The organism is Halomonas profundus, assembly GCF_020865425.1.
Classification (GTDB): domain Bacteria; phylum Pseudomonadota; class Gammaproteobacteria; order Pseudomonadales; family Halomonadaceae; genus Vreelandella; species Vreelandella titanicae.
This window is the reverse complement of the sequence record NZ_CP086344.1, coordinates 5,094,590-5,120,450: the sequence shown is the minus strand read 5'-3', so window position 1 is coordinate 5,120,450 and position 25,861 is coordinate 5,094,590. Positions and strand designations below refer to the sequence as shown.

Sequence of the window (25,861 nt, the reverse complement as noted above, 5' to 3'; positions counted from 1 at the left end):
AATTGATAAGAGGTAAGGGCGATGACCCACGATAACAAACGCTTTGTGGCCCGTGACCGTAACTGGCATCCGCCCGCCTATGCGCCGGGCTATAAAACCTCCGTGGCGCGTTCACCACAGCAGGCGCTGGTGAGTATGCAGCAGCCCACCGCATCTGAGCTGACGGGCCCGGATTTTAGCCACCTGCGCATGGGGCCCCACGATAATGATCTTCTGCTGAACTTCCGCCAGGATCCCAACCAGGGCGGGCTACCCCAGGGTGAGCGCATCATCATGTTTGGCCGTGTGGTCGATCAGTTTGGCAAGCCCGTGCCGCACACGCTGGTGGAAATGTGGCAGGCTAATGCAGGCGGTCGCTACCGTCACAAAAACGATAAGTATCTAGCACCGTTAGATCCTAACTTCGGCGGCGTTGGGCGCTGCTTGACCGATGAGCAGGGCTTTTACCGTTTCCGCACCATCAAGCCCGGCCCCTACCCGTGGCCCAACGACATGAATAGCTGGCGCCCTGCGCATATTCACGTCTCAGTCACCGGGCCTTCAATTTCTACCCGGTTAATCACTCAGATGTACTTTGAAGGCGACCCGCTGATCCCGCTTTGCCCAATCGTGCATACACTGAAAGACCCTCTTGCGGTTGAGACCATGATTGGGCGGCTGGATATGGCCCATAGTAAGCCGATGGACTTCCTTGCCTATCGTTTTGATGTGGTGGTGCGCGGCGAGCTGCAGACCTATTTTGAGAATCAATAAGGGGATACCTCATGAATCAGCCTAATAGCCAGCCGACCAGCGACCTGATGCTAAGGGAAACCGCCTCGCAAACTGCTGGCCCCTACGTGCATATTGGTCTTGCTCTCGCTGCGGCAGGCAACCCGGTGCGCGATGAAGAGATCTGGAACGAGATGGCTAAGCCTGACGCCGAGGGTGAGCATATCGAAGTCGTCGGAATTGTCATCGACGGCAACGGCGATCTGGTGCGCGATGCCTTTATTGAGGCGTGGCAGGCCGATGCTAACGGTGACTACCAAGCCGATTACGACCTTAGCAAACCGTTCAATAGCTTTGGCCGCACCGCGACGACGTTTGATCACGGCAGCGAGTGGTCGTTGACCACCATTAAGCCCGGCGCGGTGAAGCACCCCAGCGGCCAGCCAATGGCGCCGCACATTAACCTCACGCTGTTTGCCCGCGGGGTGAATATTCACCTGCAAACACGGCTCTACTTCGATGATGAAGCTGAAGCGAACGCCCAGTGCCCGGTGCTCACGCGTATCGAATCACCGGCACGCCGCCAGACCCTGATCGCCAAGCGCGAAGAGGTGGAGGGTAAGGTGCGTTATCGCTTTGATATCCGCCTGCAGGGCGAAGGCGAGACGGTGTTTTTTGATTTTTGAGTAGCTATTCTCGCCCCTGCAAAAAAAGCGCTGTGACGTTGTCATGGCGCTTTTTTGTGTGGTGCGCCAGGCATGGCGCGCAGCGCCTTGACCGGCGCTGTTCCTGGGGGTGGTGCTTCAGGATGACTTGGGGGTGAAAGTCCCCTGCACGCCCGGCAAGGGGAAGTGCTAGCCGACGGCAAGGGTGTCCCTCGCGAGGGGGAATCTGAAGGCAGCCCGAGGCAAAACGCTGGCCTGACGAACAGGAAGCGGATACGAGGCGTCATGGCGGGGTAAGGTGGCTACACTCACCAAAGCCCGATACTTGCACGGAACGCCATGATGTAAATCCGACAGGCATAAGCGGGAAGGTCGCGCGTCTTACCCTGGGAGGTCTGGTGGTCTGCCACGGTGCTACCGTCGTCGAGAGGCGACGGGAGGGATCACCAGACGTCAGCCGAGGCCATAGTAAGTGCCGGTTCACCACGGCACCAAGGGCCGAACATGAAGAACCGCGAGTAGGCGATAACGTCTCGAGGATCGATCATGAAGACAGACCATGACGCTAATACCGTCACTCACCCAGAGGGGCAGGGGCAGTACCCCGAGTCCCAGCCGGTGAGCGTCGAGACCAGCCCGGCGTCGTTATCGTGGACGAAAGCGGAGCCAACCTCGCTCATGGAACGGGTCGTTGACCCGGAAAACATGGAGCGAGCTTACCGTCGGGTGGTGGCCAACAAAGGCGCACCGGGTGTCGATGGCATGACGGTGCATCAACTGGCTGACCACCTGAAGCAGTACTGGCCAACGCTGCGCGAGCGGCTGTTGGCCGATCAGTACCACCCCAGCCCGATCCGAGCAACCACGATCCCTAAGCCCAAGGGTGGGACGCGGCAGCTCGGTATTCCCACGGTTACCGACCGCCTAATCCAGCAAGCGCTGTCCCAGGTACTGATGCCGATCTTCGACCCGGGCTTCTCCGAGTCGAGTTACGGCTACCGCCCCAAGCGGAGCGCCAAGCAGGCCGTCTCGGCCATGAAGGCCCACGTCACCGCCGGTCACCGCTGGGTGGTCGATCTTGACCTGGAAGCCTTCTTCGACCGAGTGAATCACGACCTGCTGATGGCACGGGTCGCGCGGCGCGTTGACGACAAGCGTGTACTGCGTCTGATCCGTCGCTATCTGGAGGCGGGTATGTTCCAGCATGGCTTGCCCACGCCGAGGCGGCGGGGGACACCCCAAGGCGGGCCCCTCAGCCCGCTACTGGCGAACATCCTGCTGGACGACATGGACAAGGCGTTGGAACGCCGAGGCCACCGCTTCTGCCGCTACGCCGACGATGTACAAATCTATGTACGGAGCCGACGAGCAGGCGAGCGGGTCATGGGCAGCTTGAGTGAGTATCTCGAGAGCTCACTTCGGCTGACGGTCAATCGCCGTAAAAGTGCGGTGGATCGGCCATGGCTACGCGGATATCTGGGCTACAGCCTCACTCGGCACAAGCAGTCGAAACTGACGCTCGCCAAGACAAGCCTGACACGCATGATGCAGCGTGTCCGTGAGATCCTGAAACGTGGCAGGGGGCGTAACATCCAACGGGTAATCGAAGGGTTGAGGCCAGTCCTACGAGGATGGGCTAACTACTTCAATCTTGTTGATGTGAAACGCCCCTTGGAAGCACTGGATCAATGGATACGGCGGCGCTTACGCGGCCTGATCTGGCGACAATGGAAACGCCCATCGACTCGGCGTCGGAAGCTGCGAGGGCTAGGCCTAGACGGGCACCGCGCCTGGAAATCGGCGGGGAACGGTCGAGGCCCCTGGTGGAATGCCGGGGCTTCGCACATGAATCAGGCCCTGCCGAGGAAATGGTTTTATGACCAGGGACTGATCTCGGTACTGGATACGGTAAGATGGCTTAAACGTTCTGCATGAACCGCCGTGGTACGGAACCGTATGCCCGGTGGTGTGAGAGGACAGGGGAGGCGACTCCCCTTCCTACTCGATTCTGAGGTGGTATCTACCTACGCATCAAGAGCTCGGTGGTTTGTACCAGTATCCTGAACAGCAGCCTGATGATTAAACGGCACTGGAAGGAAATTTTTGTGTAAGCCATTTCGGAAAATTTTGTAAGAGATCTCTTACAAATATGGTTCCGGCAATATGCATTTGTTTTCCAAACAATTGATTTTGTTTGATTGTTGCTGGTTTTGTATGTTCTAAAACGCTGAGCAGTGCTCAGATCATCCCTGCTGTGTATCTGCCAGCTGTTGCGCCCTCACGGTATCTCGCTACGCTAGCACCACTCATTCGTAATCGACGATCCAAGGAGGGAGGCGATGGCAAACGGCAACGGTTTATCCTTTACGCTGACACTGCCCGGCGTAGACGATGTCGCCGTGGTGGACTTTACTCACCGTGAGGCCCTTTCCGCCCCCTTTGAGCTAACGCTCAACTTTGCCAGCCGCAATGGTCAACTCAATGCCGCCGAGCTACTGGATCGTGACGCCACGCTAACCGTTTGGCACAGCGGAGAAGCGCTGCGTCAAATCCATGGCATTGTTAGCGAATTTTCCCAGGGCGATCGCGGTCATCGCCGCACCTTCTACTCCTTAGTGCTACGTCCCGCTCTTTGGCGTCTTTCGCTGCGGCACAACTCGCGCATTTTCCAACAAGTCACGCCCATCGCGATTATCACCACCCTCTGCCAGGAACGCGGCCTGGGTGATGTCACCTTTGACGTGACCCGTGAACTGGCCGAGCGTGAGTACTGTGTGCAGTACCGGGAGAGCGATCTCGCCTTTATCGAGCGCCTTGCCGCTGAAGAGGGGCTGTTCTATTACCACACCTTCGAGGCAGGTGCCCACCGGCTGGTCTTTAGCGACGATCCTAAAATGCTCAGCACGCTCGGTGAACGCACCTACCACAGCCGTGCCGGGGGAACACCGCCTACCCGCCATGTGCGCAAACTGCGCCAGACGGCGCGAGTGGCCAGTTCCTCTGCCATGCTCAAGGACTACACCTTCAAGAACCCCGGCTATGCACAGTTGCATGAGCATCAGGGCCGCGATATTGAGCAGCACGGTCAGCGCACCGACTATGAACACTACGACTACCCAGGGCGCTATAAGCGGGACGCCTCCGGCAAGCCGTTTACCCGCACACGGCTTGAATACCTGCGCCGCGAAGCCATCACCGCGCACGCCGAGAGTGACCTACCCGAGCTCGCCCCAGGGGCGCGCTTTACCCTCACCGACCACGACGCCGATGCCCTTAACCGCGACTGGCAGCTTATCGAGGTCACCCATTACGGCGAACAGCCCCAGGCGCTGGAAGAGGACAGCATTTCCAGTAGCGATAATGGCGGGATGACCCGCTACCACAACACTCTGGTGCTGGGGCCTGGTGACACGGCCTGGCGGGCAACCCCTAATCCCAAGCCGCGGGTGGACGGCCCCCAGGTGGCGTTTGTGGTGGGGCCGCCAGGGGAAGAGATTTACTGTGACGAGCATGGCCGGGTCAAGGTGCAGTTTCCCTGGGATCGCTACGCGGAGCCTAATGAAAAGGCTAGTTGCTGGGTGCGGGTATCACAAGGCTGGGCGGGGGCGGGCTACGGGAGCATCGCCATTCCCCGGATAGGGCATGAGGTCACGGTTGCATTCCTTGAAGGCGATCCTGATCAGCCGCTGATCACCGGGCGTACCTACCATGCCGTTAATACGCCACCGTATCTCCTCCCGGAGCACAAAACCCGCACCACGATTAAAACCCAGACCCACCAAGGCGAAGGCTTCAACGAGCTGTGCTTTGAAGACAAGGCCGGGGAAGAGTTTATCTACATGCATGCCCAGAAGAATATGGAGCTGCATGTCCTCAACTCCCGCCAGAAGCGGGTCGAATTCGACGACACCGCCACCATTGGCAATAACTCCCATCTGGCCGTCGCCAAGGATCGTGTCGAAACCATCGACGGCAATCGTGATATCACCGTTCGCACTAACCACACCGAACAGGTGGACGGTGATCGCGGGCTAACGGTAGGCGGCAGTTACCAGACCCACGCCAATGGCGATATCACTTTCAAAGCCGATGGCGAGCTGATCCTCGATGCCAGCAAGATCACCCTGGTTGCCGGCGGCGCCGCGCTGGTGGTCGGCGGTGGCAGCGTGGATGTCACCCCGGTACTCAATGTTGGCTCTGCATCGCCCAGCGCGGCCGCGCTGCCCAGCATTCCCGCCGTGTTGGAAGCCGCCGCAGGGGAGGGCAGTCCATTTGTCTCCCACTGCCCGCTCGAAGAGGAATAACCCATGGCCATGGCCGACTACTGGCTCGCCCGCTGCCATGTGATGGCCTACTCCCCCAGTGCCCGGCGCTGGGAAGAGGCCGCTGATGAAGCTGTCACCGTGGCCGCGGTGCTGGCCGAAGACGCTGATCAGGTCAGGGCGCTGCTACAGCAGCAGTGCCACGATGACGGCCTGGGATTAATACGCCTGGATGCCATTGAAACCCTACTTCAGCGCTGCCGCCGCGAAGGTATCGCCCACGGGCTAGTGGAACTGGCCCACACCACCTCATCGCAACACCCGGTGGCGTATGGCGAGATGTTGCCCCTGTTGCCGGAACCCGCGCCTGAACCTGAACCGGCAGCGATCCATCCACCGGTGAACTACCAAGAGACGCGCTGGCAAGCGCTGTTTGGCCCCCGTCAGCCGCCCCTGTGGGCCGTGATTGACGGGGTTAACTGCCGCGAGGCCATGGCCCGCCTTAGCCAAGCCGAGGCCCAAAGCGCCTGCCTGTATGCCTCAACGGATAGTGCCACTCAAGCCAATGCTCCCTGGCTGGTGCGCCTGGAAGCCGACAGCGACGTACGCCAATGGCTGGAAGACCTGCCCCAGGATCAACACTGGGGGATATTGCTGCAATCCAACGCCACCCTAAAGCAACTGCGCAGCCACCTGCGCAAGTTCACCATGCTCTGGACGCCCGCCAACGACCAGGCCCCGGTCTACTTCCGCTTCTACGACCCCCGGGTGGCGCTGGATATGAGCCAAGCCCTGGAACCCTGGAAGCTGGCGGCTTTTATGGCGCCACTCGAAACGGTGATAGTGCCTGCCTCGCCTTTAATGGTGTTTCCCGCTGAGCTTGAATTAACCCCCGTGATTGAGCTCGACGCCGATGCCAGCGAGGTGCAGGGAAGGCTAGTGCGCATTGCCCTCAGCGACGATGCCCGCGCCGCCAACGGCCAAGGGCGCCAGTTTGCGATAGGGGGGACGGAGTATCAGCACTTTGGGGAACTGGTGGAGCAGCGGGCGCAAGGAGCCCTGGCGCTTTCGCTCAAGCCTGCCTACCCCCAGGCCACTGTGGATGAGCTGCTAGCCAGTGTTCAAACGGCCGCACAGCTAGGGCAGCGCTATGGGCTTGCCACTAAGAAGCAGATCAAACTGCTTGCCAAGTGCGTAATGGAACTGGGCGATACGTTTCCTAACGGATATGCCGAGGCCCAGCGGATCCTCAGCAGTCCGACAACCGCCGCTTGGCGAAAACGTGACCAACTGAAAGCCTGGCTACCCAAAGGGCGCATCAGACGCACACTTTTGGCACCGAATCGCGATGAGGAAGGTGATATGCAACACGATAATTTTCGGCCCATCGTTAGCGAGGAGCGGTTATGAGCTACCAGCCGGGCTTTGAAGAGATGGTGTACCTGTTAGAAACGCAGCCGGAGGCCTTCGAGAGGCCAGGCTCCGTCTTGCGTTCGCTTCACAGTGCACTCCAAAACAGGGAGCCGGTGGATGAAGAGGGCACGGCTCGTCGCCTTTACCAGGAGTACCGAGAAAGCGGAGCCGAACCGCTGACCGAAACTCCTATTCCATCGGCTAGCAGTGATTCAGCAGAGGAAGGTGGGCCAGATACAGCGTTCGCTGAGACCTGTGTGAAGTGTACCCAGGACGATGGATGCTGCCTTAAGGCTGGGAGCGTCAGTGACAAGGAGGATAGTTCACGCAAGGTTGAATGGCCCGCTGTTGATGACGCAATGACCTTGCTCGTGGTCGCAAGACCCCAAGAGAATGCAGCCTCAGGCCCGCTAACGGCCAATGTGGAAGTCGTATGGGAAGGCGAAACAAGCTGTCAAAACGGTCGTACTGACGATGTTCCCTGCATCGGGGCCTGTATCAATGCCTGTGGTGCTGTTGGATTCGACAGTGGGATACAGAAGCTCACCGAGCAGCAGGTTGATGTTCCTATCACTTACGACCAAACGACGCGATTGGCGGGAAGCCTTAACGATTTTATTCCCTTCGATATCACGCTGGGCTTTGTGGCCTTTGAAGCAGTACTTGGCGGCCGCTTATTGAATGGTCATGGCGGGCAGGCCAACTTCCTCCCCATGCAATGTTTGCCGGGCAAAGATATTAGCCACTCCCTTAAGGTCATTCCTTATCCCTACATGAAGCTAGAAGGCGACGTTACCCTAGCGGTAGAAACCGTCATTATGACCAGTGAAGTGTCGGCGAGAGTGTCAGCAACGGGTACGCTTTCGGGTCAGTACGGTCGGCATACACTGGATTGGTCAAGCAGTGCCGAAGCCGCGGGTGGCGAGCCTAAGGGTATCCCACGCCAAAACGATGCGCCTGGTCTAATCGGCATTATGGTCGAGACAATACAGAAGATTGACCGCTACTTTTCCATGGGGAGTCCCAGTGACACGGTGGCGTACGATCGCTCTTCCATTGGTTCTGGCGTCATCATTAGCAAATCGCTGTCGTTTAAGTCCTCCGGGTTTGAGCTAGTGCCGGTGCCAAGCAGCCCAGATCTGCAGCTTAATATCGGCAGTCTGGAGTCAGTTCTCAGCCTGGGAGTGACAGGTAGAATTGACTTGATCGAAGTGATCGCATCAATTGCGTTAACCCCTGCTGGCGCCAATCGGATTCAGGATGCGCGCGCTCGAATAAAAGCAGGCGAGAAAGTGAACGCAACCATAGAAGGCTATCTGGAGCTGAGTGCAACAGGGTCGTTGCAGCATACCTTGGGCAAGGATGGTGTAGTTTCCTACCGCATACCGGCCTCCGGTGAGGGCATGGAGTTTAACGCTCGTGATGTGACAAGCGATTTCAGAGGAACATTGCAAATTCTCGGCTTAGCAGAAATAAAGCTCCATGTAGAAGGCAGTGTTTTCATGGTCAGAGCACAAGCGGGTGTGCGCGGCTCTATCCATACCTCCTGGATGTGGGAGGTACAGAACAATGCCGACGGCCAGCGGATGAAGCGCTATACCTTTGAAGGCGTTAAGGTCACCGGGGAGGCTTATGCTGAGGTTTCGGTGAATGGGGAGCGCGGTGGTGATGGTAACTGGGGCGGTGCTAGAGCAGAAGGTAGCCTTGACTTAGTGAAGGGAGAAGAGAGTGAAAATCTTTTCGATCAGGTCTCCTCTTCGATTGATGCGTCCAATACGAATGCATCCAAGATGTCCAATTCAGCGCGAGAGAATGCATCAGATACAGATAAAATAGCCGAGTTTGAAGGAGATGAGGGTGATGGAAAGACAATTTGGCCTAAGGAAGAAGGTACGTGGGTACCTTTCTAAAAGTTTACGGAGTTGGGGGCTTTTTTTATGCTTATTGATGTTTCAGGAGCTAGCCATGGCGCAGCCAATTGATCGCCAGTACTGGGTAAATATTCACACTCAAGGTGCCGCGTGGACGTTAAGAATTAATGACTTATATGTACAGGCTCATCGCACGACGGAGCAGTACTCCATCTCGTATCCCATTAGCGTTAATTTAAAAGAAGGCGCCAATACGGTTTCCTTTATTTATGCGCCGCTGCTTGAGGACGAAGCAGGCAATTTATTACAGGATGCTGAAACGGGCGAGTTAATGCAGGGGCCTAAAGACAATTTCTTTGTCAACGTCACTATTGAGGCTATTAACACCCGTACTCAAGAAAAGGAGGGGATTCATACGTTGCAGCTACGCTACGATATGGAGACGGGCGAGTTGATAGATTTCCCCAAAAACCCTGCCAACGTTATCGGCGAGACGACACATCAGAGCGAACACTTGCGTACTCGCGGGGAGTTTCAAGTGAGCTCTCCAGCGCAATTGCTAAACGGCAGCGGTCAATCGCTCGAAGCCGAGCGGGTAGATATGAGTTTCCGTTTGCTGGATACCATTCCCGATTTTCACTGGGTGAATGATGCGACCCCGCTGCGAGACACCCCACGGCTACGCTACGAATTACGCCAAGCCTATGAGCGTTTGCACCGCCTATTTGAAGAGGGTAAGACTGACGCTATTTTGCGCGAATTTGAGCCGGTTTGGGATCGGGCTGGTTTGCTGATGGCCGGAGGAAAGAGCGCCAGGGATTACATTGAATCACTGCCTGTCGGCTCACAACTAGTTGGATTGCATCAGGAGCCAAATGGCCCACGTTTACAACCTTTGGACATTGCGGATGATCCAGCAGACGATAGTTTAGAGTTTATGGGAGATGGGCGCCTTGTTCGTATTTTACCTAGCCCGATTTATTGGTCTTATCCAAGTCAGCCAGATAAAGAAGAAACTGCCATCCCGATGCTGTTTTATCGTACATCAGCAGGCGAGTGGCGTATTGCGGCGGTTGCTTCATGAAACCCGTTGCCCGCAAAGGCGACCTTCACCGCTGCCCCATACCCGGCCACGGCACCACGGAAATTATCACTGGTTCGCCCTCTCAAGTAGAGGGCCAGCCCGTGGCGCGGGTGGGTGACAAAACCGGCTGCGGCGCCACCATTATTGAAGGCTCAAGCCACTCTAACCATGATGGTAAGCCCACCGCCTACCTGGGCTGCAAAACGGATCACGGCGGCGAGATTATTACGGCGGCGAGCAGTGCCAAGGTGCAACCGTAGCGCTTATGCGAAACGATGAAGTTACAAGGAGAGATGTCTTGAAAGGAGTCGTTAGTCGGTTAGTGATAGGCACATCATTTGGCAAACATAGCGCTTTGGTTCTCGCTTGGCTCACCAGCGTTTGCTTGGTCAGCCTATCGCTCAGTGCCATGGCACAGCCAATTGACCGCCAGTACTGGGTGAATATTCACACCCAAGGTGCCGCGTGGACGTTAAGAATTAATGACTTATATGTACAGTCTCATAGCTCAACTGAGTACTACTCCATTTCATATCCCATTAGCGTGAATTTAAAAGAAGGCACCAATACGGTTTCCTTTATTTATGCGCCGCTGCTTGAAGACGAAGCAGGCAATTTATTGCAGGATGCTGAAACGGGCGAGTTAATGCAGGGGCCTAAAGAAAATTTCTTTGTCAACGTCACCATTGAGGCTATTAACACACAGACCCAAGCGAAGGAGGGGATTCATACGTTGCAGCTACGCTACGATATGGAGACGGGCGAGTTGATAGATTTCCCCAAAAACCCTGCCAACGTTATCGGCGAGACGACACACCAGAGCGAGCACTTGCGTACTAGGGGGGAGTTTCAGTTGAGCTCACCGGATCGCCTTGTGGTTGGTAATGGGGAAAGCATAGAGGCTGAACGGGTCGATATGAACTTCCGTTTGCTGGATACCATTCCCGATTTTCACTGGGTGAATGATGCCACGCCGCTACGAGACACCCCACGGCTACGCCACGAGTTACGCCAAGCCTATGAGCGTCTGCATCGCCTATATGAGGAAGGTAATACTGATGCCATTTTGCGTGAAGGTGAACCCGTTTGGGATCGCGCAGGGTTACTGATGGCGGGAGGCAAAAATGCCCGAGAATATATAGCTTCTCTTCCTTTCGCATCACAAACAATAGGTATTCGCCAAGAACCTGATGGGCCTCAGCTAGAACCATTGCGTCTTGCCAACGACCCCGCTGGCGATAGCTTAGAGTTTATGGGCGACGGGCGCTTAGTACGCATTTTACCCAGCCCGCTTCGTTGGTCAGATCCCAACCATCCTAATCAGAAAAGCGATGTGGTTCCTGTTGTTTTTTATCGTACAGAATCAGGCGAATGGCGTATCGCGACGGTGGCATCATGAAACCCATCGCCCGCAAAGGCGACCTGCATCGCTGTCCCATCCACGGCCATGGCACCACCGAAATTGTCACCGGTTCGCCCTCTCAGGTAGAGGGCCAGCCCGTGGCGCGGGTGGGGGATAAAACCGGCTGCGGCGCCACCATTATCGAAGTCTCAAGCCACTCTAACCATGATGGTAAGCCCACCGCCTACCTGGGCTGTAAAACCGATCATGGTGGCGAGATTATTACGGCGTCGAGTAGTGCCAAGGTTCAGCCGTAGCGCTTATGCGGAACGATGGAGTTACCAGGAGAGATGTCTTGAAAGGAGTCGTTAGTCGGTTAGTGATAGGCACATCATTTGGCAAACATAGCGCTTTAGTTCTCGTGGGGCTCGCCATCGCTTGCTTGCTTAGCCTATCGCCCAACGCCATGGCGCAGCCTATTGAACGTCAATACTGGGTTAATATTCACACCGAAGGCGCAGCGTGGGTCTTGCGTATTAATGATTTAAATGTACAGTCGCATAGCTTTATCGAACAATACTCTATTTCATATCCGATTAGTACTAGTCTGAAAGAAGGTCAAAACACGGTGTCATTTATTTTTGCGCCACTTATTGAAGATGACACAGGGTATCTCGCAAAGGATGAACAAACAGGCGAATACGCTCAGGCACCTAAAGAAGACTTCTGGGTTGATATCTCGATTGAAGCCATTAATAAACGTACTCAAGAAAAGGAGCGTATCAATACTCTGCAATTACGCTATGACATGGAGGCAGGAGAGCTTGTAGCCTCTCCTCAGACCCCTGTCAATATGAGTGGTGAAGCGGTGCACCAAACTGAACATCTACGCACAAGAGGGGAGTTTGTAGTAAGTTCGCCGAGCCAACTCCTATCTACTAATGGCCAAAGCGTAGAGGCTGAGCGAGTGGATATGAACTTTCGCGTTCTGGATACTATCCCCAATTTCCATTGGGTTGAGGATGCTACGCCACTAGAAGATACGCCGCGACTACGGCACGAGCTACGTCAAGCCTATCAGAATTTATATCGTTTGTTTGAGGAGGGCGATAGCGATCTAATTTTACGAGAAGGCGAGGCGATGTGGGATCGAGCAGGGCTATTGGTGGCCGGTGGGAAGAATGCAAGAGAATATATCTCTTCGCTTCCGGTAGGGTCGCAGCTTGTTGGGCTTAGTAATGAGCCTAGTGGGCTACAATTACTCCCTCTCCTGCTGGCAGATGACCCCGCTGACGACAGCCTGGAATTTATGGGAGATGGGCGTTTAGTACGTATTTTACCTACCCCAATTCGTTGGTCATATTCGGATGATTCTGAGCGAAGCCACAAATTACCCGTCGTGTTTTATCGCACAGCATCAGGTGAGTGGCGTCTCGCAACGGTTGCTTCATGAAGCCAATCGCTCGCAAAGGCGACTTGCACAGTTGCCCCATTCCCGGCCACGGCACCACGGAAATTGTCTCCGGTTCGCCCTCTCAAGTAGAGGGCCAGCCCGTGGCGCGGGTGGGCGACAAGACCGGCTGCGGCGCCACCATTATCGAAGGCTCCAGCCACTCTAACCATGATGGTAGGCCCACGGCTTACCTCGGCTGTAAAACCGATCATAGTGGCGAGATTATTACCGCATCGAGCAGTGCCAAGGTGGAACCTTGAAGGTTCGTGTCAGTTTATGGAGTTGTTGAAGGCTTATAACAGCATGAAGAAATGGATAGCTCACTGTTGGCTTGTTGCACTGGCGCTGATCAGTGCGCCAGTCATGGCACAGGAAACCGAATATCAGTTTGGTGTTCGGTGGAGCGTAAATGGAATCCCTAGCTCGTTACGCATTCATAACATCATGTTGAATTTTTCAGGGACACCGAGCCATTTCGATACACGGCTGCCCATTTCCCAGTATATTAAAAATGGTAAGAATACAATTAATTTAAATTCGTGGCCATTTGAATATGAACCCGATAGTGAGTTGAAGGTTTCATTGCTTTACTGGCAGCCCGGTAAAAATCCTAATACCGAAGCCAGCACTGCCTTTGAAGTAGTTATGATGCCTGGAGAAGATAATGCTGAGCCTGAAGTTGTCTTTCTAGACCCAGGAGCGCCGTTGCAGCCGCTGCAGAATGATATTCGCTTTAGCCGCTATGAAGAATACGACACACTGGAAGTCAATTTTAACAACCGTCAGCCGATGCCCACTTGGTGCTGGGAGGAAGGCGACGTATTAAGAGACAGTAATGCTACACGTGATAGCCTAGCCCGTGAATATCGCCGACTATATGCCCTATTTGAAGCACAAGATAACGATGCGCTAATGGATGCCTCGAAAACCATGATTGAAGAGCTTGCTTTAGCTTCAGGAGAATCCGAAGCCTACGTGCGCCAGCGAGCAAGTTTCACCATGTTCTTTGATAATCCTAACCTTTTCCAGCTTGATCCTTTTCCAGAAGAGCCGATGACATTGAATTTGGGAGCGGATAATCGTGTGGCCTGGCTTACCCGTGAGGGGGTAGCGGCGCCGATTCGATTTGGGCATGCAGGAAGTGATGAACAAGTCTCAAACGTAAGACTCTACTTTATTCAACGCGATGGTCTGTGGGAAATCTGCCGATGAAACCCGTTGCCCGCAAAGGCGACCTTCACCGCTGTCCCCTTTCCGGCCACGGCACCACGGAAATTGTCTCCGGTTCGCCCTCTAACGTAGAGGGCCAGCCCGGAGCGCGGGTGGGTGATAAAACCGGCTGCGGCGCCACCATTATCGAAGGTTCCAGCCACTCCAACCACGATGGTAAGCCCACGGCTTACCTGGGCTGTAAAACCGATCATGGTGGCGAGATTATTACCGCATCGAGCAGTGCCAAGGTTCAGCCGTAGCGCTTATGCGGAATGACAGTTGTGGAAGGAGTCAGGCATTGAACGGAGTCGTTGGACGGTTAGTGATAGGCGAATCATTTGGGGAATGTGGTGTTTATCAATTGAGTAGGTAAGAACAATGGGCAGCCTGATATGGCTGCCCTTTTGTTATAGCGTCAAATCTAAACCTGACAGCTTTGCTGTAAATCCATCGCAGCTTTGTAGATGTCATTGGCGGAGCCACCAACCTCCTCCAAGTAATCATCAATGGTTTGCTGCAACACAGGGCCCCATTCAGGATCTTCGAGCGCGTCTTCGATGACGACAAACTCATGTCTGGCTTCGACGGCTTCTTCACGCCCTTGGCGTATCATCTCGTCATAAACCTCCGCCGCGCGCAGTGACCACTCCAAGCCGCTGTGGTCATCGATTACTTGCTGCAAATCGGCCGGCAGGCTGTCGTAACTGCGCTGGCTCATGGTGGCGAACAGGGAAAGGTCATACAGGGGGACTTCGGTGTGGTACTGCGCCAGTTCGTTCAGCCGGAAGGTCTTCATGCCTTCCCAGTTGAAACTGAGGCCGTCGACGACACCACGCTGCATGGAGGTAAACACATCCGGCGCTGGCATACCCACCGCTTGAGCGCCTAGGCGTTCGAACATATCACCCACCACTGGCGTGGGGCGGCGTAGGCGAAGCCCCTCTAGGTCAGCCGGTGTTTCAATCAGCTGATCCTTGGTATGCAGATAGCCTGGGCCGGTAGTGAACAAGAACAGAGGGCGCGTGTCGGCGTACTCCTGTTCAAAGTATCCCTGATCGTAAAGCGACTGGAGTATGCAGGCTCCTTGGCGGGCGCTTGATGAGACCCCCGGCAGCTCGACGACTTGCGTGAGTGGAAAGCGGCCCGCCGTATAACCTTGGGCAGAGGCGCCAATATCGGCGATACCGCTGACAGCGCTTTCGTAGGTTTGAGCCGATTTCGCTAGTGTCTGGCTGGGGAAAACTTCTACTGTCAGTTGCCCATCTGACGCCTCCTCGACGCTTTCAGCCCAGGCTTGAAACAGCTCACGGTCTATCATTGAGCCACCCGGCCAAACGTGCGCCACTCGAAGTGTGGTACTGGCTTCCACGGCAGGGACAGTGAATGAAACGGCGAGCACGCCAAACAGGGTTGCCTTGGCTAGGTGGGTGGGTATTTTATTCATTGTCGTTATCCTGATTGCTAGTCAACGGGGTACGTTTTTGTAACTGTTTTTATGTTTATTTAAAGATCCAACACAAGGGTTTTGCTCTTGGCTCTGGAGCAGCAGGGCGTGAACTGGTCGTTGGCCGCGTGCTCATCGTCATCCAGGTATAAATCCCGGTGGTCGGGTTCGCCTTCAAGTACACGGGTTAGGCAGGTGCCGCAGACTCCCTGCTCGCAGGACACCATAATGTCGATACCATTTTCAGCCAGCACTTGGTAAACCGTTTTGTCGGCGGGCACGGTAAAGGCAGCGCCGCTGCTGGCGATACGCACCTCGAAACTGCCGTCGTCTTCGCTGGTTGTTTCCGCGCCTGCAAAGTACTCGGTGTGCAGTTGATCGGCTGGCCAGCCACACTGCTTGCCTGTGGATATGACGGCGTTAATGAAACCGCTAGGGCCGCAGACGTAGACCTGGGCGTCAGCCTCTGGCTCATTAAGCAGTTTTTCCAGGTCGAGGGTTGGGGCCGCGGTGTCGTCGTCCAGGTAGAAGTGCGCTCTATTGGCAAAACTTGATGTGTTGATACGCTCGCGAAAGGCCATGCGCTCGGCAGAACGCGCGCAGTAGTGCAGCTCGAAGTCTGCCTCGGTGCGCGCTAAACGCTCCGCCATACACAGCAGCGGGGTGATGCCAATCCCGCCCGCCAGCAGGTAAGTGCGCTTTGCGGGTTTAAGCGGGAAGTGGTTTTTGGGCGCGCTGATGAGTAGCAGGTTGCCCACTTTAATTTCATCGTGCATGGCGATGGAGCCTCCTCTGGAGGCTTCATCACGCAATACGCCGATCAAGTAGCGATCCCGCTCCTCTGAGTGGTTGCACAGCGAGTATTGCCGGATTACCCCTTCTTTCACCTGCACGTCGATATGGGCGCCTGCGCTAAAGGGAGGAAGCGGACGGCCATGAGGGTCAGCAAGCTCAAAGGTGGCGATGCCAAGTGCCTCCTCATGGCGAGCTTTTACCTCGACAATAAGCGATAGAGAGGGGTGGCTCATGCCGTTGCCTCCTGGGGTTGCTCGGCCTGCTCCTCTTTTAAGATGCGATCAATAATGCGGCGCGCTTGTACGCCCCCGCCGTCAATATTGAGCTTCAGCAGTTGGCGGTCGGGGTAGAGAAGTAGGTTGCGTTGCTGTGCCTCGAGCATCTCAAGATCCTCTTCGAAGATCTTGCCCTGGCCCTCACGGATCTTGTCGGTGAGCGCCTGATCTTCCGGCTTGAAGTTGCGGGCCATTCCCCAGAAGTACCAGATAGAGGTGTCTGATTCTGGGGTGATAAAGTCGACTACGATACTTGAAGCTTTTACATTGGCCGGTGCGTTGGCCCCGCCATTGCCCGCATGGGCCACGCCGACTTCAATTAACACATGGCTGGGCGGGGTAAAGCGGCAAATCTGCCAGCGATCAACGGGTACGTCGTCGGCAAGCCCGTTACCCCTTAGGGCGGCCTGCCAGAAAGGCGGTGCAGGGATATTCTCCATCTCGCGGCTGGTGATCACTTCGCTACCGTTAACCGCCGTTTCCGGTGCGGCTTCCTCTATTTCTGGCTGGCCAATGCTGGAGGCATGCACATAGGTCTCATGGGTAAGATCCATGAGGTTGTCGATCATCAGGCGATATTCACACTGAATATGGTAGAGGCCGCCGCCATAAGCCCAGTCGGGGTTGTTGGCCCAGTGCAGCTCGGGAATCAAGTCGGCGTCAGCTTTATCGGGGTCGCCGGGCCAGATCCAGATAAAGCCGTGGCGTTCTTCAACAGGATAGGCACGATTGCTTGGGAAGCCGCGAACCCGCTGACCGGGCATGCTGTCGCATTTGCCGCTGCAGTTCATTTCAAGGCCGTGGTAGCCGCAAACCAGCTTGCCATCACGTACAAAGCCCAAGGAGAGTGGCGCGCCACGGTGGGGGCAGAAATCCTCTACGGCGGCCACGCGGTTTTCGTCACCACGGAAGAAAACTAGTTGCTTGTTGCAAATAGTTCGCCCGAGTGGCTTTTCGGTAAGCTCATCAGGGGTGCAGGCGACGTACCAAGTGTTCATTGGAAAGGGGGCTTGTTGAGTCACGGTTAACTCCTTTTTGGTTTAGTGTTGTAATTATGATTATTGGATCCAAAGTAAAGGCTAGGAAGGTTTTTGCAGTCAACCTATACTTTCGTAGAGCTCGCCAATGAATAGCAACACAGTGTTGATATGAGAGGAAAAATAAATGAGTAACAACGATAAAAGTGTCGTCAGTCGGCTGCGAAAATTGATCAGTGAGGGTGCATACGCTCCAGGGGAGCGCCTTGGTGAAGTCGCGGTTGCGGAGCAATTGGGTGTTTCGAGAACGCCGGTAAGGCTGGCTTTTCGCACTCTGGAGCAGGAGGGGTTGCTGCAGCAGGCGGGCAAGCGCGGGTTTATGGTGCGTGAATTTACCCAAGCAGATGTGCACTGCGCGGTTGAGGTTCGTGGGGTGCTGGAGGGGCTGGCCGCTCGGCATCTGGCGGAGCAAGGGCTGCCGTCTAGTGTCGATAAGGAATTGAAGTTTTGGATCCAAAAAGGAAAAAAGCTAATCGCCAAAGGATACCTTGTAGAGTCCGATATCAATCAATGGAGTGAGCTTAATGCTCATTTCCACGGCATTATCATTCATTCCATCGGCAGCGGTGTCGTAGCAGATGCCATTGCAAGAAATAATCACCTTCCCTTTGCTGCCGCCGACTCAATCATTATTGATGGCGATGACTTGGGGCGTGAATTTAAAAAATTGCAGTTAGCTCAGTTTCATCATGAGCTTATATTTCAGTCACTTAAGAGAGGAGAGGGGGCCAGGGCCGAAATGCTGATGCGCGAGCATGCGCTGATCGGGCTGCGGTACCCTGAACTACTGGCCGATTCTGAATAAAAATACCTAATAATTTAGTTATAGAGTGTAATTAAACCAAAGTATTAATTATATAAAATCATTTTTATTCAAAGGCTTATTAAATACAAAAGGTGTATGGCCTCCATTGTAATTGACAGATGGAGGTTTTTTTTGCAGCTTTGGTACGTAATGCGGATCAGAGTTCGCATTGAGAACAACTACAACTAGCCACTACGACCAAAAGCAGAGACAAACAATGAAAATTAACCACTTTGTTGCATGCGCCCTTCTCGCTCCCTGTGCGCTTGCTGCCCAGGCCCATGCGTTTGATGTTGTAGAAGCCGGACAACCTGTCGTTACCGGTGAGCCAAGCCGTGTAGGTCCGCCCTGGAATCATCGATCAACGATTAATATTCCAGGCACCAAAACAGATATTGCCTTTGGGGGGTACGTTAAGCTCGATGCGTTTTACGACTTCGACTACGACCTGGGAACATCAACTAATCCTTACGCCGTTATGAACCCAGGTAATAGAACCGATGGTCGAACCAGCTTTACGGCCTATGAGTCCCGCCTGAATTTCCGCACCCACACCGCAACTGACTATGGGCGGTTATCAACTTACTTCGAAGGGCATTTTGTTCCTGATGGTAAGTTCGGGCTACGCCATGCGTATGGCGAACTGAACGGTTTTCTCGCCGGGCAAACGTGGTCAAATTTTATGAGCTTCGTGGGCGGGACACGCACCCTGGCACTAGGAGACCCTAAGGGCTACGCCTTCGAGCGGCAGGCTCAGTTGCGCTATACGCAGCCTGTTGGGGAAGGGAGTTTCTCGGTTGCATTGGAAAACCCCACTACGGTTATTGCCCGCAATGATGCTTCAGTGGCCGATGGGGAGAGTCAGCTTCCAGATTTGACGCTGCGCTACGAATATAAGCGTTTATTTGCGCTATCGGGGATAGCGCGTCAACTTTCGACCAATAACATCACCAATACCATTGATGACGAAGTCACTGGCTATGGGGTGCAGGCGCAGTTTAATTTGCCATTTAATGCGTCAACCAGCTTGCGAGGCAGTGCCACCTACGGTGAAGGTATCGGTAACTATATGGGTAACCCTGGCAACGTAGGTCACCGTAACGCACCTGACGTCTATGTGAACGGTAACAATCTTGAGGCTATTGAAACCCGGGCATTTGGTCTCTCACTTAATCACTACTGGACGGATAGCTGGTTCAGTTCTGTGGGCGTTTCGCGTCTTGAGCAAGACCTACCCGCAGGCTATGGCGATCATTTCGAAACGCTCGACTATGGGTTTGCCAATGTGATTTGGGATGTTACCGAGCGCATGTCAGTCGGTCTTGAGTACCAGCATGCGGATATCGAACAGGTGAATGGGGTCTCCAATGATGCGAGTCGCCTTCAGGCGAGTGCCACCTTCCAGTTCTAGCGATCTACGTTTTGCAGTGACGTGAAGGTGTAAGTGATTTACTGCTGTTTCGATCACGTTTTAGGCTGGCGCTTTGCCAGCCTTTTTTGGGTCACGGATGGAAGAGAGTGCTTTCTCAAGCTGGCACAAAAGGGCGTAGATTAAAGACGTGAACGAGCGGTTTATTCGGCTGAGTGCTCAAGCAGAATGGCCATGCCTTGACCTCCGCCAATGCAAGCTGCTGCTATGCCATAGCGCAAGCCATCTCGCTTGAGTTGTCGGGCCAAGGACATTGCTAGCCGCAAGCCAGTTGCGGCCAATGGGTGGCCGATGGCGATAGCTCCGCCATGAACGTTGAGCTTGGTTGGGTCGAGATCCAACTCGCGGGCGACGGCGAGCACCTGCGCACCCTGAGCCTCGTTGATTTCTATTCGGTCGATATCATCGAGTGTGAGGCCGCTGCGTTCCAGCAGTAGCCGAATGGCGGGTGCTGGCCCAATACCCATGATCTCGGGGGCTACGCCAACCACGGCCGTGGCGCATAGGCGTGCGAGAGATGACTTGGCCGTGTGAGTACCTGCCATCACCAGTGCCGCTGCTGCGCCGTCGACAACGGCGGCGCTGTTACCTGCCGTTTGTACGCCATCGTCGTATACCGGTGGCAATTGGTTCAATACCTTCCGAGGCGAAGGCCGAATATGCGTATCCTGGTCTACGTGGGGAATTTTACGAGGTAGACGAATACCCCTATCACTATAACCGGGGAGGGAGAAGGTATCGTTTTCAACAGCAATAATATCCGCGGAGAGAATCCCTTGCGCTTGGGCTTCGACCGCCCGTGAGAAGCTGCGCTCGGCATAGGCGTCTACCTGCTCACGAGTGATGGCATAGCGCTGCGTCAGTGTGTCGGCGGTCTGAATCATCGATACATTGGGTGCCGGATCCATTAGCGCCTCCCATAGGAAGTCTTTGAAGGCCACCGGTGCGCCAAGCCCGAATCCGCCGCGATGCGTGTAGGCTGCAATCGGGTTGCGGGTCATGGATTCCGTGCCGACACACAGCACGCACCTGGCTTGTCCGAGCGCAATCTGTTCCGCGGCTTGTTTCAACAGTTCAAAGCCGGTGCCGCAGACGCGCTGCGCGTGCAGGGCAGGAACCTCCTGGGGGACGCCCGCATACAACCCAATATGACGAGGAAGTAAATAGGCATCGAAACTCGCTTGGGCCACGGATCCAGCGATCACTGAATCAACGTCTGTCGGTGCCACACCGCTCACGTTGAGCACTTCCTTGGCGACCTTGATGCCCAGGTCAGTGGGCGAGATCGCCCCCAGTGCACCGTTCAGGTCGGTGAACGGTGTGCGTACAGCGGCAACTAAATGGGTATCCTCAAATGCCGTGTAGTGCCCGCGTGTCATAGTTATTCTCCCAGATTAGCGTAGCGAGCGGCATAGGGCCGCCCATGCGCTCCAGTGGTAATGGCTGCCGTCTTGATGTTCAAAAGTCCCGCTATTAAGACGCTGAGTTAGTCGAGGGTAGGATGATGCGTGGATCCTGGGGTGGCTCAGCGTATAGGCACGCCACGAGTTCCGAGTAGCGCTCGCGCACGAGTCGTTGATTCACCGAGCCCTTGTCGGTCAGTTCGCCACGGTCAACGGAAAGCGGTTGGTCGAGTAGCAATAGGCGCTCTAAACGCATGGAGCTTGACTGGCCGCGGCAGTGGGTAGCCAGGCGCTGCGCGAACCACTGGTGCAGGCTGGCGTTGGTGGCCAGAGCATCAAGAGAGATATCCGCTGAGCCAAGCTGCTGCTCACAGGCGGGAAGGTTCAACACGACGATTCCCGTCAGGTAGTCACGCCCTTCGCCGATCACCACTATGTCCTGTACCAACGGGGCAAAGTGTTCGACAAGGTGCAGGCGCAGGGTGCCCACATTGACCCAGGTGCCGGTCACCAGTTTGAAATTCTCGCTTAGTCGGCCATCAAAGATTAGCCCCCGTTCGGGGTGGTCGGGGTCAAGAAGGCGCATGGCATCCCCGGTACAGTAGTAGCCTTCGTGATCAAACGCCTCGCTGGTTCGCTGTGTATCGCGCCAGTAGCCCGGCGTGATGTTAAGGCCCTTGAGGCGCGCCTCCCACTTATCATCCGTCGCTACCAGTTTCAGCGCCATGCCAGGTACAGGCTGCCCGATTAGTCCCGGTGTATCGCTGGGCTCTTCGGTGCAAAATGCCATGCATGCTTCGGTGGAGCCCAGGCCCGTTAACATGGGGACGGGGGTGCCGCGAGTCTGTTCGCCTAACGCTTCCAGAGCAGCGCGCACATGGGCGGGTAGCACGGCACCACCGAAGTGCAGCATTTCCAGGTCACGGAAAAAGGCTTCACGCAGGGTGTCATCATTACGCAAATGCTCGACTAGCGCTTCAAACCCTTTGGGAACATTGCAGTAAAACGTCGGCGACACTTCGCGCAGGTTCTCGATGGTTCGCTGAACCCCCTGAGCGGTGGGGTTACCGTCATCAATGTATAACGAGCCTCCGTTATGAATCGTCATCCCCAGAATCGTATTGCCGCCGAAGGTGTGATGCCAGGGTAGCCAATCGACTAGCACGGGTTTGCGCTGCTCCAAAAAGCCCAGTCGTTTCGCCAGCATGGCTTGGTTGCTACATAGCATGCGATGGGTGTTAATCACCGCCTTCGGCATGCCCGTCGACCCTGAGGTAAAGAGTAGTTTGGCGATACTGTCAGGCGTTACACGGGCGTAGGCATCGTCAACCTCAGCGCTTGCCGGCGTCGCTGCCAGTGAGTCAAACGCCAGGGCTCGCTGAGCAGGTACCTTGGCCACACAGATGACGTTATTATCGCAAATGGCCGCCAGCGCCCGACTAAAGCGCGCCTCCTCATCGACAAACAGTATCCCCGGGGTCACCAGTTCCACCACATGTCGTAGCTTAACGAAGTCCTCGGATAACAGCGCGTAAGAGGGTGACACCGGCACGTAGGGAATGCCCACATGCATGGCGGCACAGGCAAGCAGTGCGTGATCGATGCTGTTTCCCGACAGCACCATCAGCGGCCGCTCCGTCGACAGGCCATGATTAATCAGTGCTTGTGCCAGGCGGTTCACTTGTGGCATTGCTTCACCAAAGGTTAGCGTTCGCCACCCGTGCTGGCCCTTTTCGCGCTCGGCCAAAAAGGTATTCATGGGTGTTTCGCTTGCCCAATGGGTTAGGCGCTGGGTCATGCTGCTGGGATAACTGGGAACATCGCCCCCGTGTAGCCGGTACTCATGGAAGGTGGTGTTAGTAAGCGGAGGGGGGAGTGACATGAATAGCTCCATAGCGAAAAATCTTGGATTTGTTGTGTGCTGTCATCTTGGCGAATATAGTTATAGTTTTTAACTAGATGATTAGCTAGGATGCTGATTTAAGACCTTGGTTGTAATTGTTTAAATGAGATGGGAATTAACGCATGACCATATCTAAAAAAAGTACTTCTGTTCAGCAAGTTGAGCCCGACGAAAAAGAGCCGACTTCTGTCGCGGGGCTGGTTCTTGAAAATCGCCTTGGGTACGCCTTGAGAAGGGCCCAGCTTGCTGTTTTCAAACATTTTAATGAGGCCATGCAGGAGTATGAAATACGCCCTGCCCAGTTCTCTTCGCTCGTGGTGATTGAAGGCTATCCCGGTATCACCCAAACCAATTTAGCCAAGATACTGGATATTGATCCGCCCAGAATCGTTAGCCTAATTAATAATCTAGAGGAAAGAGGGCTGGCTCTGCGGGTGCGATGTAAGCGAGATAAGCGCTCCCACGGGATTTTTCTTAGCAAAAAAGGCGAAGCCTTAACCGAACAGCTAAAAGAACTGGCTGAACAGAGTGATATCAATGCAACTCAAACACTTAGCGAGATTGAACGGCGTCAGCTTCTATCTCTGTTAGTGAAAATATACGCAGCGGACACCATCGAGGAATAAAACTTTAGGCGTATTTTTGTCGGCAACGCTTGCATGCTCTCTCAAAGACAATTACTTATATTAAGTAACTAGTTTGGTTGTGACGGTCTCGCGGTGTATAGCGCAAGGTTGGTTTCAGCCATACAGCGAATTCCAAAAACAAAGAGACGAAACGATGAGCAGCTTAGCGACGGTACCGACACTCGGCACTGCATTGATGCGCCGTAGTCTTGAGACACCCTGTAGGGTTGCCGCGATAAGCGGCGGCTTGCTGGTCGCAGCACTCGCGATCATCACCGTCGTCAGCATTCTTGGCCGGTGGGTAGCCAGTGCGCCAGTATTAAGCGATATGACGATGCTGGAGTGGGTGGGCCCAATCACTGGCGATTACGAGCTGGTGGAAATGGGGACTGCCATTGCCGTTTTTCTGTTTTTACCTTACTGCCATCTTCGCGGTGGGCATGTCACGGTGGATTTACTGGTCATGCATGCGCCGCCCATTGTTCAGCGGCTGCTCGCCGTTGTCGCCGAAACGCTCTTTTTGGTGGTGGCAGGGTTAATGACCTGGCGCCTCTTTCATGGCTTGCTCGATAAACGACGCTATATGGAAACCAGCATGCTGCTGGATATACCGCTCTGGTGGGGGTACGTCGGCGGCCTGGTGGGGTTCACGCTGTTGACGCTGGTTTGTCTCTATCGCACCTGCGATGCGTTTACTTACGATCCGCTACAGCCAGGTTCTAAACAAAATAGTTCGACTCAAAGCAGCTCGGCTGAGGTTCAAGAAAGCTCCGCCCAGGGAGACCTGTGATGACACCACTCACTTTGGGCGCTAGCGGCTTTGTGGTTCTGCTATTCATGATGGCTACGCGTATTCCCATCGGCTTGGCCATGCTGGTTGTTGGTGCCGTAGGGATGATGCTGATCACCGGGCCGATGGGAATTTTAAATGGTTTAAAGACGCTCCCTTACGAACACTTTTCCAGCCATACGCTATCCATTATTCCGCTTTTTCTGCTCATGGGGCAGTTTGCGGCGAGAGCGGGTCTCTCCCGGGCCATGTTTCAGGCGGCCAACGACTGGCTGGGGCACCGCCGCGGTGGGCTGGCGATGTCCACCATAGGCGCCTGCGGTGCTTTTGGCGCTATTTGCGGCTCTTCGCTGGCTACCGCTGCCACGATGACCCAAGTGGCGCTGCCCGAAATGGAGCGGCAAGGCTACCGTGGGAGTCTGGCGACCGGCGCACTGGCTGCTGGCGGCACCCTGGGCATTTTGATTCCCCCTTCTGTGGTGTTGGTTATCTACGCAATCCTGGCCGAGAAAAACATTAATGAAATGTTTGCTGCCGCCCTGGTGCCGGGATTGTTAGCAGTGTTCAGCTATATGCTGGCCATCTCGCTCTACGTGCGCTTTTTTCCTGATAGTGCGCCGAGTAAGGCGAAAGCATCCCGGAGCGAGCGTTGGCGCTCACTGCTGGAGGTCTGGCCAGGAGCGGCGATCTTTATCGTGGTGATTGGGGGCATCTATACCGGCATTTTTACGCCTACCGAAGCTGCTGCCGTCGGTGCGGTCTCCACCGGTGCTCTGGCAATAACAAAAGGCGGATTGCGTTGGAACGGCCTGCGGGACTGCGTCCTTGAAACCGCGGTGACCTCGGCGATGATCTTCTTCATCGTGCTCGGCGCCAGTGTCTTCAATAGCTTCCTTGCCCTGACCCAGCTTCCGCAAATGACCGCCGGTTGGATAGTGGGGCTCGAGATCAGCCCCTGGGTGGTTCTGGCCGGCATTCTGTTCTGCTATTTGGTGCTTGGCTGCTTTATGGACAGCCTCTCGATGATCTTGTTAACCGTGCCTATCTTCCTGCCTATCGTCACGGGGATGGACTTCGGCATGCCCGCAACGGATGTGGCGATATGGTTCGGTATTTTAGCGCTGGTGGTCGTCGAGGTTGGCATGATCACGCCGCCGGTGGGGCTGAACATTTTCATTATCCACTCCATGGCTCCCCGCATTCCCTTAACGGAGACCTTTAAAGGCATCCTGCCTTTTTTAGCGGCCGATCTTATTCGCATTATTTTGCTGGTGCTCTTCCCCGCCATCTCGCTGGGCTTCGTCTACTTAATCAATTGATCAAGGTGGACACATGTCCCAT

General features: G+C 55.1%; 24 protein-coding genes. 19 read left to right on the top strand and 5 right to left on the bottom strand.

The window, feature by feature from the left end; all coding sequences use genetic code 11:
• The first annotated feature begins 21 nt into the window (after positions 1–21).
• The 14 genes from pcaH (at position 22) to LMS44_RS23260 (ending at position 14,273) form a co-directional block, all read left to right on the top strand.
• On the top strand, positions 22–753 hold the full coding sequence (pcaH, locus tag LMS44_RS23325) for a protocatechuate 3,4-dioxygenase subunit beta (RefSeq protein ID WP_089691066.1): 732 nt from the start codon (positions 22–24) through the stop codon (positions 751–753).
• 11 nt (positions 754–764) lie between these two features.
• A complete protein-coding gene (pcaG, locus tag LMS44_RS23320) occupies positions 765–1,397 on the top strand; it encodes a protocatechuate 3,4-dioxygenase subunit alpha (RefSeq protein WP_170834125.1) in 633 nt (210 codons plus the stop codon).
• A gap of 525 nt (positions 1,398–1,922) precedes the next feature.
• Entirely contained in the window at positions 1,923–3,311 is a 1,389-nt protein-coding gene (gene ltrA / locus LMS44_RS23315; protein WP_022521957.1) for a group II intron reverse transcriptase/maturase, read from the top strand.
• A 404-nt stretch (positions 3,312–3,715) separates the two neighbouring features.
• Positions 3,716–5,680, top strand: a complete 1,965-nt coding sequence (locus LMS44_RS23310) for a type VI secretion system Vgr family protein (RefSeq protein ID WP_089691299.1) — start codon at positions 3,716–3,718, stop codon at positions 5,678–5,680.
• 3 nt (positions 5,681–5,683) lie between these two features.
• On the top strand, positions 5,684–7,048 hold the full coding sequence (locus LMS44_RS23305) for a DUF4123 domain-containing protein (RefSeq protein WP_141224436.1): 1,365 nt from the start codon (positions 5,684–5,686) through the stop codon (positions 7,046–7,048).
• Positions 7,045–8,961 (top strand): hypothetical protein, encoded by a 1,917-nt coding sequence (locus tag LMS44_RS23300; RefSeq protein ID WP_089691302.1) that lies wholly within the window; start codon positions 7,045–7,047, stop codon positions 8,959–8,961. Before LMS44_RS23305 ends, LMS44_RS23300 begins: the two co-directional genes overlap by 4 nt.
• Complete coding sequence (locus tag LMS44_RS23295; protein WP_141224437.1) at positions 8,912–10,006, top strand: hypothetical protein; 1,095 nt, start codon at positions 8,912–8,914, stop codon at positions 10,004–10,006. The genes LMS44_RS23300 and LMS44_RS23295 overlap by 50 nt, the downstream gene beginning before the upstream one ends.
• Positions 10,003–10,266 carry a PAAR domain-containing protein gene (locus LMS44_RS23290; RefSeq protein ID WP_278369736.1) on the top strand — a complete coding sequence of 88 codons (264 nt, stop codon included), beginning with the start codon at positions 10,003–10,005 and terminating at the stop codon, positions 10,264–10,266. Before LMS44_RS23295 ends, LMS44_RS23290 begins: the two co-directional genes overlap by 4 nt.
• Before the next feature lie 38 nt (positions 10,267–10,304).
• On the top strand, positions 10,305–11,405 hold the full coding sequence (locus LMS44_RS23285) for a hypothetical protein (protein WP_278369737.1): 1,101 nt from the start codon (positions 10,305–10,307) through the stop codon (positions 11,403–11,405).
• Entirely contained in the window at positions 11,402–11,665 is a 264-nt protein-coding gene (locus tag LMS44_RS23280; RefSeq protein WP_089691308.1) for a PAAR domain-containing protein, read from the top strand. The genes LMS44_RS23285 and LMS44_RS23280 overlap by 4 nt, the downstream gene beginning before the upstream one ends.
• A 38-nt stretch (positions 11,666–11,703) precedes the next feature.
• Entirely contained in the window at positions 11,704–12,801 is a 1,098-nt protein-coding gene (locus tag LMS44_RS23275; protein ID WP_141224439.1) for a hypothetical protein, read from the top strand.
• A complete protein-coding gene (locus LMS44_RS23270; protein ID WP_089691313.1) occupies positions 12,798–13,061 on the top strand; it encodes a PAAR domain-containing protein in 264 nt (87 codons plus the stop codon). Before LMS44_RS23275 ends, LMS44_RS23270 begins: the two co-directional genes overlap by 4 nt.
• Positions 13,062–13,077: 16 nt before the next feature.
• Positions 13,078–14,013 carry a hypothetical protein gene (locus LMS44_RS23265; protein WP_258955980.1) on the top strand — a complete coding sequence of 312 codons (936 nt, stop codon included), beginning with the start codon at positions 13,078–13,080 and terminating at the stop codon, positions 14,011–14,013.
• Positions 14,010–14,273, top strand: a complete 264-nt coding sequence (locus tag LMS44_RS23260; protein ID WP_089691315.1) for a PAAR domain-containing protein — start codon at positions 14,010–14,012, stop codon at positions 14,271–14,273. The genes LMS44_RS23265 and LMS44_RS23260 overlap by 4 nt, the downstream gene beginning before the upstream one ends.
• 161 nt (positions 14,274–14,434) lie before the next feature.
• On the opposite strand, the gene LMS44_RS23255 is transcribed toward LMS44_RS23260, so the two are convergent.
• Genes LMS44_RS23255 through LMS44_RS23245 form a run of 3 tightly spaced genes read right to left on the bottom strand, consistent with a single transcriptional unit; the run spans position 14,435 to position 17,525 of the window.
• Positions 14,435–15,457 (bottom strand): TRAP transporter substrate-binding protein, encoded by a 1,023-nt coding sequence (locus LMS44_RS23255; protein ID WP_089691318.1) that lies wholly within the window; start codon positions 15,455–15,457, stop codon positions 14,435–14,437.
• Between the two features lie 59 nt (positions 15,458–15,516).
• The gene (locus LMS44_RS23250; RefSeq protein ID WP_041157385.1) at positions 15,517–16,485 is read right to left on the bottom strand and encodes a PDR/VanB family oxidoreductase; all 969 of its coding nucleotides are present in this window, start codon (positions 16,483–16,485) and stop codon (positions 15,517–15,519) included.
• A complete protein-coding gene (locus tag LMS44_RS23245) occupies positions 16,482–17,525 on the bottom strand; it encodes an aromatic ring-hydroxylating dioxygenase subunit alpha (RefSeq protein ID WP_041157384.1) in 1,044 nt (347 codons plus the stop codon). The genes LMS44_RS23250 and LMS44_RS23245 overlap by 4 nt, the downstream gene beginning before the upstream one ends.
• 166 nt (positions 17,526–17,691) lie before the next feature.
• Between LMS44_RS23245 and LMS44_RS23240 the strand changes: the two genes are divergently transcribed.
• Entirely contained in the window at positions 17,692–18,369 is a 678-nt protein-coding gene (locus LMS44_RS23240) for a GntR family transcriptional regulator (protein WP_041157383.1), read from the top strand.
• 217 nt (positions 18,370–18,586) lie between these two features.
• Positions 18,587–19,780, top strand: coding sequence for a DcaP family trimeric outer membrane transporter (locus LMS44_RS23235; protein ID WP_041157382.1), 1,194 nt, complete (start codon positions 18,587–18,589; stop codon positions 19,778–19,780).
• A gap of 161 nt (positions 19,781–19,941) precedes the next feature.
• Here the strand turns inward: LMS44_RS23235 and LMS44_RS23230 are convergent, their stop codons facing one another.
• Together LMS44_RS23230 and LMS44_RS23225 are read right to left on the bottom strand one after the other, a co-directional pair.
• Positions 19,942–21,177 (bottom strand): thiolase family protein, encoded by a 1,236-nt coding sequence (locus LMS44_RS23230; RefSeq protein ID WP_041157381.1) that lies wholly within the window; start codon positions 21,175–21,177, stop codon positions 19,942–19,944.
• A 94-nt stretch (positions 21,178–21,271) separates the two neighbouring features.
• A complete protein-coding gene (locus LMS44_RS23225) occupies positions 21,272–23,083 on the bottom strand; it encodes a feruloyl-CoA synthase (RefSeq protein WP_258955981.1) in 1,812 nt (603 codons plus the stop codon).
• A gap of 143 nt (positions 23,084–23,226) precedes the next feature.
• On the opposite strand from LMS44_RS23225, the gene LMS44_RS23220 reads away from it, so the two are divergent.
• The 3 genes from LMS44_RS23220 (at position 23,227) to LMS44_RS23210 (ending at position 25,839) form a co-directional block, all read left to right on the top strand.
• Positions 23,227–23,730 carry a MarR family winged helix-turn-helix transcriptional regulator gene (locus LMS44_RS23220; RefSeq protein ID WP_041157380.1) on the top strand — a complete coding sequence of 168 codons (504 nt, stop codon included), beginning with the start codon at positions 23,227–23,229 and terminating at the stop codon, positions 23,728–23,730.
• Positions 23,731–23,884: 154 nt separating this feature from the next.
• Entirely contained in the window at positions 23,885–24,520 is a 636-nt protein-coding gene (locus tag LMS44_RS23215; protein ID WP_084625221.1) for a TRAP transporter small permease, read from the top strand.
• Positions 24,520–25,839, top strand: coding sequence for a TRAP transporter large permease (locus LMS44_RS23210; protein WP_041157379.1), 1,320 nt, complete (start codon positions 24,520–24,522; stop codon positions 25,837–25,839). Before LMS44_RS23215 ends, LMS44_RS23210 begins: the two co-directional genes overlap by 1 nt.
• Positions 25,840–25,861: the final 22 nt, after the last annotated feature.

What these genes read in the sequence shown, in the direction of transcription:
- LMS44_RS23280 (WP_089691308.1), top strand. Translation starts at nt 11,402, where the DNA reads ATGAAACCCATCGCCCGCAAAGGCGACCTGCATCGCTGTCCCATCCAC.
- pcaG (WP_170834125.1), top strand. Translation starts at nt 765, where the DNA reads ATGAATCAGCCTAATAGCCAGCCGACCAGCGACCTGATGCTAAGGGAA.
- LMS44_RS23250 (WP_041157385.1), bottom strand. Translation starts at nt 16,485, where the DNA reads ATGAGCCACCCCTCTCTATCGCTTATTGTCGAGGTAAAAGCTCGCCAT.
- LMS44_RS23300 (WP_089691302.1), top strand. Translation starts at nt 7,045, where the DNA reads ATGAGCTACCAGCCGGGCTTTGAAGAGATGGTGTACCTGTTAGAAACG.
- LMS44_RS23270 (WP_089691313.1), top strand. Translation starts at nt 12,798, where the DNA reads ATGAAGCCAATCGCTCGCAAAGGCGACTTGCACAGTTGCCCCATTCCC.
- LMS44_RS23255 (WP_089691318.1), bottom strand. Translation starts at nt 15,457, where the DNA reads ATGAATAAAATACCCACCCACCTAGCCAAGGCAACCCTGTTTGGCGTG.
- LMS44_RS23265 (WP_258955980.1), top strand. Translation starts at nt 13,078, where the DNA reads ATGGAGTTGTTGAAGGCTTATAACAGCATGAAGAAATGGATAGCTCAC.
- LMS44_RS23290 (WP_278369736.1), top strand. Translation starts at nt 10,003, where the DNA reads ATGAAACCCGTTGCCCGCAAAGGCGACCTTCACCGCTGCCCCATACCC.
- pcaH (WP_089691066.1), top strand. Translation starts at nt 22, where the DNA reads ATGACCCACGATAACAAACGCTTTGTGGCCCGTGACCGTAACTGGCAT.
- LMS44_RS23260 (WP_089691315.1), top strand. Translation starts at nt 14,010, where the DNA reads ATGAAACCCGTTGCCCGCAAAGGCGACCTTCACCGCTGTCCCCTTTCC.
- LMS44_RS23245 (WP_041157384.1), bottom strand. Translation starts at nt 17,525, where the DNA reads ATGAACACTTGGTACGTCGCCTGCACCCCTGATGAGCTTACCGAAAAG.
- LMS44_RS23295 (WP_141224437.1), top strand. Translation starts at nt 8,912, where the DNA reads ATGGAAAGACAATTTGGCCTAAGGAAGAAGGTACGTGGGTACCTTTCT.
- LMS44_RS23220 (WP_041157380.1), top strand. Translation starts at nt 23,227, where the DNA reads ATGACCATATCTAAAAAAAGTACTTCTGTTCAGCAAGTTGAGCCCGAC.
- LMS44_RS23215 (WP_084625221.1), top strand. Translation starts at nt 23,885, where the DNA reads ATGAGCAGCTTAGCGACGGTACCGACACTCGGCACTGCATTGATGCGC.
- LMS44_RS23240 (WP_041157383.1), top strand. Translation starts at nt 17,692, where the DNA reads ATGAGTAACAACGATAAAAGTGTCGTCAGTCGGCTGCGAAAATTGATC.
- LMS44_RS23305 (WP_141224436.1), top strand. Translation starts at nt 5,684, where the DNA reads ATGGCCATGGCCGACTACTGGCTCGCCCGCTGCCATGTGATGGCCTAC.
- LMS44_RS23210 (WP_041157379.1), top strand. Translation starts at nt 24,520, where the DNA reads ATGACACCACTCACTTTGGGCGCTAGCGGCTTTGTGGTTCTGCTATTC.
- LMS44_RS23310 (WP_089691299.1), top strand. Translation starts at nt 3,716, where the DNA reads ATGGCAAACGGCAACGGTTTATCCTTTACGCTGACACTGCCCGGCGTA.
- LMS44_RS23225 (WP_258955981.1), bottom strand. Translation starts at nt 23,083, where the DNA reads ATGTCACTCCCCCCTCCGCTTACTAACACCACCTTCCATGAGTACCGG.
- LMS44_RS23235 (WP_041157382.1), top strand. Translation starts at nt 18,587, where the DNA reads ATGAAAATTAACCACTTTGTTGCATGCGCCCTTCTCGCTCCCTGTGCG.
- LMS44_RS23230 (WP_041157381.1), bottom strand. Translation starts at nt 21,177, where the DNA reads ATGACACGCGGGCACTACACGGCATTTGAGGATACCCATTTAGTTGCC.
- ltrA (WP_022521957.1), top strand. Translation starts at nt 1,923, where the DNA reads ATGAAGACAGACCATGACGCTAATACCGTCACTCACCCAGAGGGGCAG.